This is a genomic window from Plantibacter auratus (assembly GCF_050587365.1).
GTDB lineage: Bacteria > Actinomycetota > Actinomycetes > Actinomycetales > Microbacteriaceae > Plantibacter > Plantibacter auratus.
Window position 1 is genome coordinate 42,071 of the sequence record NZ_JBOBFV010000006.1, and the last position, 13,295, is coordinate 55,365.

General features: G+C 69.4%; 13 protein-coding genes. 7 read left to right on the top strand and 6 right to left on the bottom strand.

Features of this window, described 5'->3' with window-relative positions; all coding sequences use genetic code 11:
* The first annotated feature begins 126 nt into the window (after positions 1-126).
* Positions 127-1,395 (top strand): ammonium transporter, encoded by a 1,269-nt coding sequence (locus ACQ3HE_RS18830; protein WP_137243501.1) that lies wholly within the window; start codon positions 127-129, stop codon positions 1,393-1,395.
* Between the two features lie 46 nt (positions 1,396-1,441).
* Positions 1,442-2,065 carry a hypothetical protein gene (locus ACQ3HE_RS18835; protein ID WP_430893882.1) on the top strand — a complete coding sequence of 208 codons (624 nt, stop codon included), beginning with the start codon at positions 1,442-1,444 and terminating at the stop codon, positions 2,063-2,065.
* Here ACQ3HE_RS18835 and ACQ3HE_RS18840 read toward each other — a convergent pair.
* Positions 2,056-2,574 carry a DUF3592 domain-containing protein gene (locus ACQ3HE_RS18840; RefSeq protein WP_430893884.1) on the bottom strand — a complete coding sequence of 173 codons (519 nt, stop codon included), beginning with the start codon at positions 2,572-2,574 and terminating at the stop codon, positions 2,056-2,058. The genes ACQ3HE_RS18835 and ACQ3HE_RS18840 overlap by 10 nt on opposite strands.
* A gap of 24 nt (positions 2,575-2,598) precedes the next feature.
* Positions 2,599-3,099 (bottom strand): DUF4188 domain-containing protein, encoded by a 501-nt coding sequence (locus ACQ3HE_RS18845; RefSeq protein ID WP_079002952.1) that lies wholly within the window; start codon positions 3,097-3,099, stop codon positions 2,599-2,601.
* 68 nt (positions 3,100-3,167) lie between these two features.
* On the opposite strand from ACQ3HE_RS18845, the gene ACQ3HE_RS18850 reads away from it, so the two are divergent.
* Positions 3,168-3,800, top strand: coding sequence for a MerR family transcriptional regulator (locus tag ACQ3HE_RS18850; RefSeq protein ID WP_430893886.1), 633 nt, complete (start codon positions 3,168-3,170; stop codon positions 3,798-3,800).
* A gap of 19 nt (positions 3,801-3,819) precedes the next feature.
* On the opposite strand, the gene ACQ3HE_RS18855 is transcribed toward ACQ3HE_RS18850, so the two are convergent.
* Positions 3,820-4,737: a carbohydrate kinase family protein gene (locus tag ACQ3HE_RS18855; protein WP_430893888.1), complete on the bottom strand. Its 918-nt coding sequence runs from the start codon at positions 4,735-4,737 to the stop codon at positions 3,820-3,822.
* Between the two features lie 37 nt (positions 4,738-4,774).
* Positions 4,775-5,815, bottom strand: a complete 1,041-nt coding sequence (locus ACQ3HE_RS18860) for a LacI family DNA-binding transcriptional regulator (RefSeq protein ID WP_430893890.1) — start codon at positions 5,813-5,815, stop codon at positions 4,775-4,777.
* Positions 5,816-5,965: 150 nt separating this feature from the next.
* On the opposite strand from ACQ3HE_RS18860, the gene ACQ3HE_RS18865 reads away from it, so the two are divergent.
* Genes ACQ3HE_RS18865 through ACQ3HE_RS18880 form a run of 4 tightly spaced genes read left to right on the top strand, consistent with a single transcriptional unit; the run spans position 5,966 to position 10,531 of the window.
* On the top strand, positions 5,966-7,348 hold the full coding sequence (locus ACQ3HE_RS18865; protein WP_085512355.1) for an extracellular solute-binding protein: 1,383 nt from the start codon (positions 5,966-5,968) through the stop codon (positions 7,346-7,348).
* A complete protein-coding gene (locus tag ACQ3HE_RS18870) occupies positions 7,348-8,298 on the top strand; it encodes a carbohydrate ABC transporter permease (protein ID WP_430893892.1) in 951 nt (316 codons plus the stop codon). The genes ACQ3HE_RS18865 and ACQ3HE_RS18870 overlap by 1 nt, the downstream gene beginning before the upstream one ends.
* A gap of 8 nt (positions 8,299-8,306) precedes the next feature.
* Positions 8,307-9,140, top strand: a complete 834-nt coding sequence (locus ACQ3HE_RS18875; protein WP_064294695.1) for a carbohydrate ABC transporter permease — start codon at positions 8,307-8,309, stop codon at positions 9,138-9,140.
* 53 nt (positions 9,141-9,193) lie between these two features.
* Positions 9,194-10,531 carry a glycoside hydrolase family 32 protein gene (locus ACQ3HE_RS18880; RefSeq protein ID WP_430893894.1) on the top strand — a complete coding sequence of 446 codons (1,338 nt, stop codon included), beginning with the start codon at positions 9,194-9,196 and terminating at the stop codon, positions 10,529-10,531.
* Between the two features lie 63 nt (positions 10,532-10,594).
* Here ACQ3HE_RS18880 and ACQ3HE_RS18885 read toward each other — a convergent pair whose 3' ends face one another.
* The gene (locus tag ACQ3HE_RS18885) at positions 10,595-11,431 is read right to left on the bottom strand and encodes an alpha/beta fold hydrolase (protein ID WP_191941568.1); all 837 of its coding nucleotides are present in this window, start codon (positions 11,429-11,431) and stop codon (positions 10,595-10,597) included.
* Positions 11,432-11,569: 138 nt separating this feature from the next.
* Positions 11,570-13,201: a helix-turn-helix transcriptional regulator gene (locus tag ACQ3HE_RS18890; protein ID WP_124769800.1), complete on the bottom strand. Its 1,632-nt coding sequence runs from the start codon at positions 13,199-13,201 to the stop codon at positions 11,570-11,572.
* Positions 13,202-13,295: the final 94 nt, after the last annotated feature.

The window sequence follows — 13,295 nt, forward strand, 5'->3', positions numbered from 1 at the left end:
CTGTTTACGCAGCGGCCGATTCCGCAACGTGCCGGAAACACGCGCACAGGCCATCGGAAACACGCCGGTGTCACGCTGGGCGCACCCGACGCGCTCCAGCCGCGTCCCTGCGGAGAGGCACCTCGAATGGATCAAGGAAACACAGCGTTCATCCTGATATCAGCGGCACTCGTGCTGCTCATGACACCAGGGCTCGCGTTCTTCTACGGCGGCCTGGTCAAGGCGAAGAGCGTCATCAGCATGATGATGATGAGCTTCGGCGCACTCGGCCTCATCGGCGTCCTCTGGGTGCTCTACGGGTACGCGATCGCGTTCCCCGGCTCCGAAGGCACCGTCGCCCCCTGGGCGATCGACACCGGGAACATCGGTCTGACCGCCGCCCTCGAGACGCCTGAGGGAGCGGCCTACCCGCCACTCGCCTTCGTCGCCTTCCAGGCCACCTTCGCGATCATCACCGTCGCCCTCGTCTCCGGCGCCATCGCCGACCGCGCGAAGTTCGGCTCCTGGATGATCTTCGCCGGCATCTGGGCGACCGTCGTCTACTTCCCGGTCGCGAGCTGGGTGTTCAACTTCGGCCTCGCCGACGACGGCAGCTTCGCCTACGGCGGTTGGATCACGCACGGCCTGCAGGACGTCTTCGGCGTCGGCGTCATCGACTTCGCCGGTGGTACCGCGGTCCACATCAACGCCGGTGCGGCAGCGCTCGCCCTCGCGCTCGTCCTCGGTCGTCGTGTCGGATTCAAGAAGGGCGCCTACGTCCCCCACAACCCGCCGTTCGTCCTCCTCGGCGCCGGTCTCCTCTGGTTCGGCTGGTTCGGGTTCAACGCCGGTTCGGAACTGGCGGCCGACGGCACCGCGGCACTCGTGTTCGTCAACACCATCGCGGCCCCGGCAGCAGCCCTGCTCGCCTGGCTCGTCGTCGAGAAGATCAAGGACGGCAAGCCGACCTCCGTCGGTGCCGCGTCGGGTGCCGTCGCCGGTCTCGTCGCCATCACCCCGGCGTGCGGTTCGCTGCACCCGATCTGGGCCATCGTCCTCGGTGTCGTCGCCGGCGCGGTCTGTGCGCTCGCGATCGACCTGAAGTTCAAGCTCGGCTTCGACGACTCGCTCGACGTCGTGGGCATCCACCTCGTCGGTGGTCTCATCGGCACCCTGTACCTCGGCTTCTTCGCCAACGGCACCGGCCTCTTCATGGGTGGTGACGCTTCGCAGCTGCTCGTCCAGGCGATCGCCGCGTTCGCCGTCCTCATCTACTCCTTCGTGCTCGCCTTCATCATCGGCTTCGCGATCGAGAAGACGATCGGGTTCCGCGTGAAGAACGAGGACGAGATCGCCGGCATCGACACCGTGGTCCACGGCGAAGAGGGCTACATCCTCGTCGACGACAAGGCCTGATCCACCGATCTGAACGACCTGCCCGACCCGACCCGACGAGGACGAGATGCGCGGAGCAGCTGGACCCGAACCGGCTGCCACCCCTGCTCATCTCGTCCTCGTCGACGTCGCGTCACGACCACCGGCCGACCCGGGCCCGCCCCGGCTCGTCCGGTTCGCCGACCTCGTGCGGCAACCACTCGACCGCGGCCGAGGTAGCGTGCGAGACGTCTGGACGAGCACCGACGTCGACCGCCGCATCCGCTGGCGACTGCAGGTCGTCGAGCTCCGTGACGCCGCCGGACTCATCGCCGCTCCCGACGACATGAACCACGCGATCGTCGGCTTCGCTGGCCCACAGGTCGCGGTCCGCGCGGGTGGGAACGAGCTGAACGGCCCCGGACGCATCCTGCACCGCGACGAGGTCCTGACCGTCCGCGAATCCTCGGTGCGTCTCTCGAGACCTCGGCTGCGGGCCTCGGGGTCGAGCTCGATGATCCTGTTGAGCTACAGCACCTCGGAGGACCCTCCGACGCTGAACTTCGAGCAGCCGGAGACCGCGCACGATCCCGCCGACGGCCTGCGGATCACCCTCGCCCTGCGCGGTCCGATCCGGCGCGGCGAGGGCGAGGTGCCGCAGGGTGCCGCCCTCGTCTCCGCTCCCCTCGCGGTTCCGCCGCGCTACCGCTGACCGGCGGAAGCCTGGATCGCCGCACGGCGCGCCTGTGCACGCTCCGACCTGCCACGGGCGGCCATCACCAGCATCATGACGCCTGACCCCCCGAGGATGACGGTGAGGACCGCTCCGAGGCCCGTCATCCACTCGCCCTCGCCCCCATAGCCCTCGACGACCGCCGCCCCCGGGTCTGTCGCCCGGTACACGATCACGACCTCGTCGCCGACGGACGGCCGGTCGCTGATGTCCCAGGACTCCCACACCGAGTGCACGACGTCGTCGGCGGACCGGTAGTCGACCCGGAAGTCCAGGTCGGAGGCCTCGACACCGTCCTGCACCTCGGTGATCGTGCCGGTGGTGCGCGTCCCCGTCTCCAGCAACTGGTCGTCCGCCAGCCGGAGGCCGACGCCGATCGCGATCATCACCGGACCGACGAGCAGCATGCCCAGGATAAGCGCGACGACGCCGAGACGGTTGCGGGTGGGATGCGACGCCGCGGCGGCAGGTTGCTTCTGGAGGTCCACCCGCCCATCTCAACACACGAGCGGTCAGGCCGACGCCTCCGACGCACCGGTCCGGCCGTCGGCGAACCGCTGTCGCGCGTGCTGCTGCCGCGACCCGACGGGCACCGCCTCGGTCGCCGCGGGGAGCCCCATGGACGGCGTCGACACGTAGATGCTCTCGGCGCGGTCGACGAGGAACGTCTCGTGCCAGACGCCGACGGCCTTCGGCGCGGACCGGGCGCGCTTGTTGAACCGCGACCAGGCAGGCCGATGGGCGGAGGCCGGTGCCGACGCGTAGGCGTAGAGCTTGTCGATCGACGACCAGTACTGGACGAGGTACGGGCCACTGGAACCGAGCAGGATGTGCGAACCGAGGAGCCCGGACTCCGGGTCGGACATGAGCTCCTGCAGCATGCGCGGCATGTCACCGAAGATCGGGAGCCATTTGTCCACCCGCCACCACTGGTTGATGGTCATCCCGATGTGGAACACGACGAGCTCCCCCTCGTGACGATGGGTGATTCGGCCGACGACGACGCGTGACATAGACTGCTCCTGTTCGATAGTGACGCTATCCAAGTTGGATAGTAGCACTATCCAGACGAGGGGAACAGATGAGGATCTCGGAATTGGCGGCGGTGTCCGAGGTGCCGGTGGCGACCATCAAGTACTACCTGCGCGAGCAACTCCTTCCGGAGGGCGAGCGCACCTCGGCGACCCAGGCGAGCTACGGCGACGCACACGTGTCCCGGCTCCGCGTGATCCGCGCGCTACTCACCGCCGGCGTGAGCATCGCCGAGACCCGCAACGTCGTCGCCGCACTGGACTCGCCGCCGGCGGGTCCGTACGACCTCCTCGGCGTCGCCCACACCGCCGTCACCCCGCGCCCGAGCGGTCCGGTCGACACGACCCGCGCCCTGGAGCTCTACGAACGACTCGGCGGCATCGAGGCGCAGTGCGATCCCGGACTCCTCGCCGGCCTGGCCGGGGCCCTGGACACCCTGGAACGAGCCGACTTCACCATGCCACCCGCGGTCCTCGACCGATACGTCGACGCAGCGCGCCGCATCGCCGAAGCCGAGATCGACGGCATCCCGGCGGACTCCCCCGAGCTCGCGGTGCAGTACATCGTGCTCGGCACCGTGCTCACCGAACCGCTGATCCTCGCCCTCCGTCGGGCGGCCCAGCAGGTGGTGTCGTCGGAGCGCTTCGCCGGGACGGAAGCCCCGGCGTCCCAGCCGTCCTGACGCTCAGGCCCCCAGCGCCTCAGGCATCGAGTTCCGCCGAGGTGGGCGGGTTCGCTCCCGGCCGCGACACCGTGATGCTCGCGGCCCGCGCGGCGCGGTCCAGCAGCTGCTGCAGCACCTCGTCGGACACCCCACGAAGCCGTTCCTCGGCCCCGGGCCCCGCGATACCGGCGGTCAGCAGTCCGTCGATCAGCGCACCCATAAACGTGTCGCCGGCACCGACAGTGTCGGCCACCTGCACCCGCGGCGTCTCGATCTCGAGCACGGAACCGTCTCTGACCGCGACCGCCCCGTCACCACCCATCGTCACGACCACGAGTCCCGGCCCGGCCGCGACCCACTCCCGAGCGGCGTCGACCGGCGCCACACCGGGCAGCAGGAACGCGACGTCCTCGTCACTCGCCTTCACGACGTGGGCGCGCGCTATGCAGTCGAGCGCCGCCTGACGGACGCGGGCCGCGTCGTCGATGAGCGACGGCCGGATGTTCGGGTCGTAGGTGATGAGCGCCGAGGGACGACGAGCCTCGACCAGCTCGCGGAGGCGGTCGGCGCTCGGCTCGAGGACCGAGGCGATCGAGCCGGTGTGGACGACGGCGGCGTCCGGCGCACCCGAGGCCTCCAGATCGAGCGAGAGGTCGAACTCGTAGGTGGCCGCGCCCTCGGCGTCGAGGGTCGCCTGCGCCGTGGACGTCCGACCGGTCGGAGCCGACACGAGGGTCACCGCGGACGCGTCGAGCCAGGAGCGGATCGCCGCGCCTCGCTCGTCGTCGCCCACATGGGTCACCAGGGCCGGGGCGCGGCCCAGCCGACCGAGGGTGATCCCGACGTTCGCCGGGCTGCCGCCGGGGCTCTCCGCCTGCGTCCCGTCGAGCCGCCGGACGATGTCGATGAGGGTCTCGCCGGCGATGAGGACGTCGGTCGTGGGGGCTGCGTGCATGGCATCTCTCTCTGCTGGATCCGAGGGTCGGGTGGCGTCAACCGGCGTCGGTCGACACCGCGGCGATGAGCGAGTCCCGCTCGATGATCGGCATGGTGACCAGCTCGTGCCCGAGGGCGTGCTGGCCGAGGAGCATCGAGGCTCCGAGCGCGCCGATCTCCTGGTAGGGCAGCCGCGCGGTGGTGAGGCCCGGGCGCAGGTAGCCGGCGAGGATCTCGTCGTCGAAGGAGACGACGGAGACGTCCTGCGGGATCCGACGCCCCTGTTCGAGCAGCACCTGGTAAGCACCGAAGGCGACGCCGTCGTTCGCGGCGAGGATCGCCGTGACGTCCGGATGGCGCTCGAGCAGCGTGGCCGTCGCCTCGTAACCGGGTTCCGGTTGCCACTCGACGATGTCGACCCGAGCAGGTTCGATCCCGGCCTCCGCGAAGGCCGCGGCGATGCCCGCGAAGCGGAGTGCCACCGTCGCCGTCTGTCGCGGATCGTTGATGACGTCCTGCGGCAGGTCGCCGACCACGCCGATCTTTCGGTGACCCGCGTCGACGAGCCGCTTCGCGACCGCGTACCCGGCAGCTCGTTCGTCGGGCAGGACGTTCGCGTGTCCCGAGGAGGACGCTCCGTTGAGCACCACGACGGGGACACCGGTCGAGGTGGCGGGGAGGTCGATGAGGCGGGCGCCGAGGAGGCCGATGAGGATGCCGTCGACGCGGTGGTCGATCATCGTCTCGAAGGCGCGGGCGAGGCCGCCCTCGATCCCCTCGGTCTCCGCGATGAGCATCGTGTGGTCATGGGCCTTCGACACCTCGAGCGCGCCGCCGATGAGCCCCGAGGCGTGCCGGGTGAGCGTGACCTCGTCGGAGATGAACCCGATCGTCCTGGTCTTCCCGCGGCGCAGCACCTGGGCCGCGGGGTTCGGGCGGTAGTCGAGCTCCGCCGCGGCGGCGCGTACCCGCTCGACGGCGTCCGCGGACAGCCGGGAACCGGGGCGGTCGTTCATGATCATGCTCACCGCGGCCTTGGACATGCCCGCGCGCTCCGCGACGTCCGCGAGGGTCGTGCGGCGGCGTTGCGTGGACATGACACTCCCTCGTGCGGTTTGCTGAATCAGTTCAGCATATCGCGCGGAGCTGTGTTATGTTTCGTTTGCTGAATCCGTTCAGCACCTCTATTCACGGCTCATCGTCCGCGCCCTGCGAACGGTCGGCCCCGATTTCGCAGGAGCAACAACGTGGTTGATCTGAGTCGCAGGGCGGCACTCGCCTTGCTCGGTCTCGGTCTGGCGGGCACGGCCATCTCCTGGCCGCGCCTCACCGGCGGAGACATCCCCGGCCGAGGTGACGACGCCCTCACCGTCGCCCTCTTCGGCACCGCCCAGGACGCCGCCGCCCGGCAGTCGCTCGTGGACGGCTTCCAGAAGCTGCACCCCGACATCCCCGTCCGGATCATCGCGATCCAGGGCCAGGACTGGGGCAACTTCTTCGCCAAGATCCTCACGATGGTCGCGGCCGGCACCCCGCCGGACATCGTGTCGGTCGCCACGGAGGGCACCCAGCTGTTCGCCGAGCGCCTCGCCCACCCGATCGACGAGTACGTGCAGCGCGACGCCGCCGAGCTGCAGGAGTACTTCGACGACGTGAACCCCTCGCTCATCGAGTCGTTCATGTACAAGGGCAATCTGTTCCAACTGCCCGACAACTTCAACGCGGCGAACATGTACTACAACACCTCCGCGTTCGAGCGGGCCGGCCTCGAGCGTCCGCGCGACGACTGGTCGGTCGACGACTTCTTCACCGTCGGCCGCACCATGCAGGCCAGCGCCCCCGGATCGTTCCTGCCGTACTTCTGGAACAACCGACTCTGGGGCGGCGTCGTGCCCTGGTTGTACATCAACGACACGAGCTTCCTCACCGAGGAGAAAGCACCCGGCGGCGACTGGATGTGGTCGAAGTTCTACCCGAACGAGACCCCTCGTGGTGGTGGGTACCTGTGGGAGAACGCCGACGCGCTCAGCGACCGCACCGTCGAGAGCTTCGAGGTCCTGCAGCGCATGGTCTCCGAGGGCATCGCCGCGAACCCCGCCCAGGGCGGCGGCAACGAGCTCGTCTCGCTCTTCTCCCGCGGCTCGGTCGGCATGACGCCGGCTGGCGGGTTCTGGGTCAAGGGACTCAACGACGCCGGCCTCGGCGACGACGAGTACGACGTCACCTACTTCCCGAAGATGCGCGGACAGCGCCACCAGTTCGGAGCCGGCGGCTACGCGATGATGCAGACCTCCGAACGCAAGGACGAGGCGTGGGAGTGGATGAAGTACTGCATCTCCGTCGAGGGCATGTCGATCGCGCACAGCCAGCCCGACTCGTCGCTGCCCCGGCGCTCGCTCAACGCCGAGCTGTACGGCGGTGACATCGGCCCGAAGCACTGGGAGGTCTTCTACGACACCCTCGACCGGTTCCCGACGACCGGCCCGATGCCCGCACCGCCTCAGCAGGCGGCCGTGGAGTCGGCCCTCATCAAGAACGTGGTCGGCACGATCACGAACGGCCCGAACGGCGTCCGCCGCGGCCTCGAGACGATGCAGCGAGACCTCGAACTCGCGCTGAAGGGACGATGATGGCACTGCAGTCACCGACGGCGACCCGGGCACTGGTCGTCCCGCCCGAGGCCAAGACCGGACGGCGCAAGCAGGCCCCTCGCGGCAGCCGGCTGCTCGTCTGGGTGTTCCTCGCCCCGACGCTCATCGGCCTCGGACTCTTCAGCTTCGTCCCGATCATCGGGTCGTTCGTCCTCGCCTTCTTCCGGTGGGACATCATCTCGGCACCCGAGTTCGTCGGCGTCGGCAACTTCGTCGACCTCGCGGCCAACCCGACGGTGCGCGTGTCCTTCCTGAACACGGTCGGCTTCGTCGTGGTTGCGGTGACGCTGCAGCTCGCCGTCGCGCTCCTCCTCGCGATCCTCGTGCAGTCGCGCATGCCGGAATGGCTGCGTACCTTCTTCCGCTCCGCGCTGTTCTTCCCGTTGGTGCTGTCGGCCGCGTCCGTGTCGCTCGTGATGTCGTACCTGTTCAACCAGGAGTTCGGCCTCGTCAACGAGTTCCTCGGGCTCTTCGGCGTCGAGAACATCGGCTGGCTGACGACCGGGTTCGGAGCGAAGATCGTCGTCCTCCTCGTGTACGTGTGGCAGAACTTCGGCTTCACCTTCCTGCTGTTCATCGGCGGACTCGCCGCGATCCCGCGCGAGGTCTACGAGGCGTCGTCGCTCGACGGCGCGTACGGCTGGAGCCAGTTCCGGAACGTCACCCTGCCCCTCGTGAGCCCCACCATGCTCGTCGCGTCCGTCATGGCCATCATCAGCGCCCTGCAGATCTTCGACCAGCCGTACGTCCTCACGCGAGGTGGGCCGGGAGACGACACCCGTACCGCGGTGATGGTGATCTACGAGTCCGCGTTCCAGCAGCTCGACTTCGGTCTCGCCGCAGCGATCGGCATCGTGCTGACGCTCCTGATCATGCTCGTCACCGCCGCGCAGTTCCGACTGAGCAAGCGTTTCGTCTTCTACGGATGAGGTCCCAGATGTCCATCGCAGCAGTCACCCCCGACTCATCACGCCGCCGACTCGCCACGGCCGGGAAGTTCCTCGTCCTCGTCATCGCCGCGTTCCTCACGCTCGCGCCCGTCGTGTGGACGCTCATCACCGCGCTCACCCCGGCGAACGTCGCCACCGGGCAGACCGAGTTCGGCCCGGGCGCGTTCATCGACGTCTTCCAGAAGATCCCGATCCTGCTCTACACCTGGAACAGCGCGCTCGTGACGCTCCTCATCGCGGCCGGACAGATGCTCAGTGCGGCCATGGCCGGCTACGTGTTCGCGCGCTTCGACTTTGGCGGCAAGCGCATCCTGTTCGGACTCATCCTCGCCACGATGATGGTGCCGATGCAGGTGACGATCGTCCCCGTGTTCATGCTCATCCGCGGCATGGGACTCTCCGACACGCTCCTCGCGCTCATCATCCCGATGATCCCGACGGCGTTCGGCACGTTCCTCATGCGGCAGTACTTCATGGGGCTGCCGCCGGAGCTCGCCGAGGCGGCGCAGATCGACGGGGCGGGACCGTGGAAGATCTTCTTCCGCATCTACCTGCCGCTCGCCGCCCCGGGCCTCGCGATCGTCGGCATCCTCGCGTTCAACTACCACTGGAACGAGTTCTTCCGACCGTTGATCCTCACGATCAGCGAGCAGAACTTCACCCTCCCGCTCGGGCTCGTGACCCTGCAGGGCAACCTCGGCACCGGGTCGGTCGCGACCGTCCTCGCCGGTGTCGTCCTGTCCATGATCCCGGCTGCGCTGGTCTTCGTCTTCGGCCAGAAGCCGCTGCGCGAAGGGCTCACCGCCGGCGTCAGCAAGTGACCAGCACCACCGCCCTCCCCTCGATCCGACTGATCTCGAACCGAAAGGAAGCCATGACCGGCCTCCACGCAACGCACGTCCTCGACCGCGGCTTCCCACTGCTGCACCCACGACCCGAGGCCGGGTGGTTGAACGACCCCAACGGCATCATGTTCGTCGACGGTCGCTGGCACGTCTTCTTCCAGTACAACCCGGGGTCGGCCCGGCACGAGGACATCCACTGGGGTCACGTGAGCTCGCCGGACCTGCTCGCCTGGGAGGAGCACCCGGTGGCCCTGGCGCCCCGGCCGGGCACCACCGACGGCTTCGGCTGTTGGAGTGGCGTCGGGGTCGTCGACCAGGGCCGGCCGGCCGTCGTCTACTCGGGCGCGCGTGATCGACACGGGTTCTCGGAGGTCGTCGTCGTCCACGGTTCGGCGGATGCGCAGGACTGGAGCGGCGAACGTGTCGTCGCGGCCTCGCTCCCCGCCGATGAGCGCGTGACGATGGTGCGCGACCCGTTCGTCTTCGAGCTGGGTGGGCGCCGCTGGGCGATCCAGGGTGCCGGCCGCTCCGACGTCGGTGGCGCACTACTCCTCTACGGTGTCGACGACCTCGACGCCTGGACCGAGGAGGGGTACCTGCTGACGGCCGAGGCACCGGTCGTCTCGGAGCTCGCTCCGTGTGAAGGGTGGGAGTGCCCGCAGCTCGTGCGGGTCGGCGACGACTGGGTGCTGCTGGTGTCGCTGTGGCTCGACGGCCAGCCGCACCGCGGGGTGGCCTGGGTCCTCGGCTCGATGGAGCTCGACGAGGCCACGGGGCGACCCGTGTTCAGCGCCCGGCGGACCGGCATCATCGACGAGGGATCGAGCTTCTACGCACCGCAGGCCGTGCAGTCCGACGGTTCGGACGGCCAGCCTGAGCGGGTGCTCCTCTGGGGATGGGCACAGGAGATCGCACCCGACGGCGTGCGCGGCCGGACGCAGGCGGACACCGACGAGCAGGGCTGGTCGGGCATGCTGACGTTCCCGCGCGAACTCGTGGTCCACGGTGACGAGGTCGAGCTGATCCCCGCGCGGGAACTGACGGGACTCCGGGCCGAGGTCGTCGACGCGGCGGAACTCCCTGATCAGGCGGAGGTGCGACTCACGGGCGCAGGCACGGCCTCCCTCGAGCTGGAGGGCTCGGAGATGCAGGTGATCTGGCGGGGCGAGCTGGCCGAGGGTGACGAGGTCCGGATCCTCATCGACGCGTCCATCGTCGAGATCCACCACACCGGGCACCCCGCCCGGACGTTCCGGGCGTACCCGACTGACGGCGAGCGGTACGCCGTGCGGCACGACGCGGCCGTGCGGAGCGAAACGTGGTCGCTGGCCCTCCCCACGGCAGGCGGCGTGTCGGCATCCCACTGACCCGGAAACGCGGTGACGCGCGGCACGGAATGCGCCGCGCGTCACCGCGTGCAGTCGCCGGACCTACTTCGCGAGGAACTCCAGGACGGCCTCGTTCCATTCCTCCGCGTGGCTGACGTTGACGCCGTGCGGCGCACCCTTGACGACATACAGCGTCGACGTCGGGATCGCCGCGTGCGTCCGTGCACCGGAGCCCTCGAAGGGGACGGTCGCATCGCTGTCGCCGTGGATGACGAGCGTCGGGACCGTGACGTTCGGCAAGTCGTCGCGGAAGTCGGTGTTCGCGAACGACGCCATCGCCTCGAGCGCGGCGGGCTTGAACGCCTGGTGCGCGAGCGCGAGGGCTTCCTGACGCTGCTCCTCCGTGACCTTCAGCTCGCCGTCGACCGAGAAGAAGTCGGTCGTGAACTGGTCGTAGAACGCGTCCTGGTCCGCCGTGAGACCTGCGGTCATCTTCGCGGCCTCGGAGACGGGGAGCGGACCGTCCGGGTTGCCGGGGGTCTGCAGCAGGTAGGGCGGCACTGCGGAGGCGAACACCGCACTGTGGATGCGCTCCGAACCGTGGCGGGTGAAGTACCGGGCGACCTCGCCGCCACCCATCGAGAACCCGACGAGCGTCACGTCGCGCAGGTCGAGGGCTTCGATGACGGCCTGCAGGTCGTCGGTGAGCCGGTCGTAGCCGTAACCGGTCAGCGGCTTGTCGCTGCGACCGAAGCCGCGGCGATCGTAGGTGATGACACGGTAGCCGGCGGCCTCGAAGGCCGGGACCTGTTCCTTCCACGACTCGCCCGACAGCGGCCACCCGTGGATGAGGACGACCGGGCGTCCGGTGCCGCCGGTGTCGTCGACGTGCAGCTTCGTCTCCTTCAGCAGGCCGTGGTGTGCGGTGATCTCCGACATGGCGTTCCTCTCCCGGGCCGCAGGTCGCGGCCACTCAGACCAGCTTCGGAGGGAGTGCCGCGAGCGGATGGGGGCTTGCGAACCGCGAGGCGATGTCCTATCCGATGAAGACTCCGGCGACGTGGCGACCCGGCACGTTCACCGCTCGGTCGGGAGCAGCCCCAACCGCCGTGCGGTGGCCAGCGCGTCCTCGCGGGAGTCGACACCGAGCTTCCGGTAGACGTTCCGGAAGTGGAACTTCACCGTGTTCGCGGACACGTACAGCGCCTGCGCGATGTCCTGCCGGGTCCGGCCCTCCGCGGAGAGCTGGAGGATCCGACGCTCGGTGGCGGTGAGCTCCACGAGCTGCACGGTCTCCGGCGTCGGCTCGGGACTCGAGGCGAGCGTCCGCTCGATCCGCGCATGGGTCTCGCTGGGCGACATCGTGCCGAGGAGGTGTCGAAGCGGCCTGCGCGGCGCGACCACGAACGGTGTGAGCATCCCGGTCCGCGCCGTCGTCGCGATCGCCTGCAGGAGATGCCGCCGACCGTCCTCGTCCGAGTCGTCGGCGAGCGCCGAGGTGATGAGCAGCTCCGTCTGCGCACCGGCGTCGATGTGCTCCTCTGCGAGCCCGGCGGTTGCGAGCTCCCGCGCGAGGGGTTTGCGGTCGGTCAGGAGCGCGAGCCGCGAGGCGACCGCCGCGGTGTGGGCGTTCCGGTCACGGCCGTCGAGGAGGACGCTGGCCTCCGTCGGACGGTCGAGGGCGAGGAGGAGTGACGCTTCCACGGCGTCGAGCAGTCGCTCCGACCCGGCATGACGCAGGCTGCGACCGGCGAACACGCGGGTGCGTTCGATGAGCTGCAGCGCCGCCCGTCGATCGCCCCAGAGGAGTGCGTGCTGCGCTTGCGCGTAGGTGATGAACGGCGCCCAGGACCGCTCGCGGTTGACCTGGAGCTCGAGCGTCGCGAGCGCCGCCTCCGCCGCCGCCCGGTCGACGCGGGCGATGGCGATCAAGGCCCGGGCGATGGCACCCGACAGTTGGACCAGCGGGACCATCCACCCGTGCGCGCCGCCCCCGTCGTCGTGGCGTCCGAGCCAGCGGTCCGCTTCTACGATCTCGCCGCGCACCGCGTAGAGCAGGGCGAGCTTGCCGGAGGCGTCACCGCCGTTCCGGCCGTCCCACGACTCGTGTCGGAGCTCGTACGCCTCGCGGAGCACGAGGCTCGCCTCGTGGAGGTCACCTACGAGCAGTTTCGTGATCCCCACCTGCAACAGGGCGGTGGGGACGCGGGGCGCGAACTCGGTCGGGCGGTGCACGCGGGCCCGTCGCGCGAGCTCCTCGGTGATCCGCGCGTAGTGCAACGCGCGCTGGTGCCGACCGTGCACGCGGTAGGCGATCATGAACGCCGTCGATGCGCTCAGGCTGATGCGCGCGAGCTCGGTGCGAGCTCGGTCCCGGAGGTCGTCGGGATCGGTCGGGAGCTGGAACCGCCCCACCGACTGGTCGAGTGCGTCGGTCTCCCCACGGATGTTGAGCCGGATCTCCCGGACGGCGAAGACGATGGGGTGGTTCGAGAGCACGCGCGCCGGGAGCGCCTGCAGCGCACGGTCGAGCGTCGCGAGGTCGAGCGCCATGAGGATCCCCCACTCGTACTCGATCACCGAGACGACCGTGTCCCAGTCCTCCTCCTGGATGGCCGTGGTGAGGAGACGGGTGACCGGGGCGACGTCCGTGGGGTGGAGGAACCCCGCCCCGAGGGAGGGAAAGTACCTATTCCGACCGATGTGCACGGGTCAACCCTAGGTGACCCTCACCTGTCGGGGAACACCCGGGGCAGGATGCGGGGTGGTCTTTGGCCGATCCGCCCGGAACGCGTCGGGGTTG

Excerpts from the sequence above, each read along its gene's own strand:
- ACQ3HE_RS18860 (WP_430893890.1), bottom strand. The coding sequence starts at position 5,815 with ATGTCCACGCAACGCCGCCGCACGACCCTCGCGGACGTCGCGGAGCGC.
- ACQ3HE_RS18855 (WP_430893888.1), bottom strand. The coding sequence starts at position 4,737 with ATGCACGCAGCCCCCACGACCGACGTCCTCATCGCCGGCGAGACCCTC.
- ACQ3HE_RS18870 (WP_430893892.1), top strand. The coding sequence starts at position 7,348 with ATGGCACTGCAGTCACCGACGGCGACCCGGGCACTGGTCGTCCCGCCC.
- ACQ3HE_RS18835 (WP_430893882.1), top strand. The coding sequence starts at position 1,442 with ATGCGCGGAGCAGCTGGACCCGAACCGGCTGCCACCCCTGCTCATCTC.
- ACQ3HE_RS18845 (WP_079002952.1), bottom strand. The coding sequence starts at position 3,099 with ATGTCACGCGTCGTCGTCGGCCGAATCACCCATCGTCACGAGGGGGAG.
- ACQ3HE_RS18830 (WP_137243501.1), top strand. The coding sequence starts at position 127 with ATGGATCAAGGAAACACAGCGTTCATCCTGATATCAGCGGCACTCGTG.
- ACQ3HE_RS18875 (WP_064294695.1), top strand. The coding sequence starts at position 8,307 with ATGTCCATCGCAGCAGTCACCCCCGACTCATCACGCCGCCGACTCGCC.
- ACQ3HE_RS18880 (WP_430893894.1), top strand. The coding sequence starts at position 9,194 with ATGACCGGCCTCCACGCAACGCACGTCCTCGACCGCGGCTTCCCACTG.
- ACQ3HE_RS18850 (WP_430893886.1), top strand. The coding sequence starts at position 3,168 with ATGAGGATCTCGGAATTGGCGGCGGTGTCCGAGGTGCCGGTGGCGACC.
- ACQ3HE_RS18885 (WP_191941568.1), bottom strand. The coding sequence starts at position 11,431 with ATGTCGGAGATCACCGCACACCACGGCCTGCTGAAGGAGACGAAGCTG.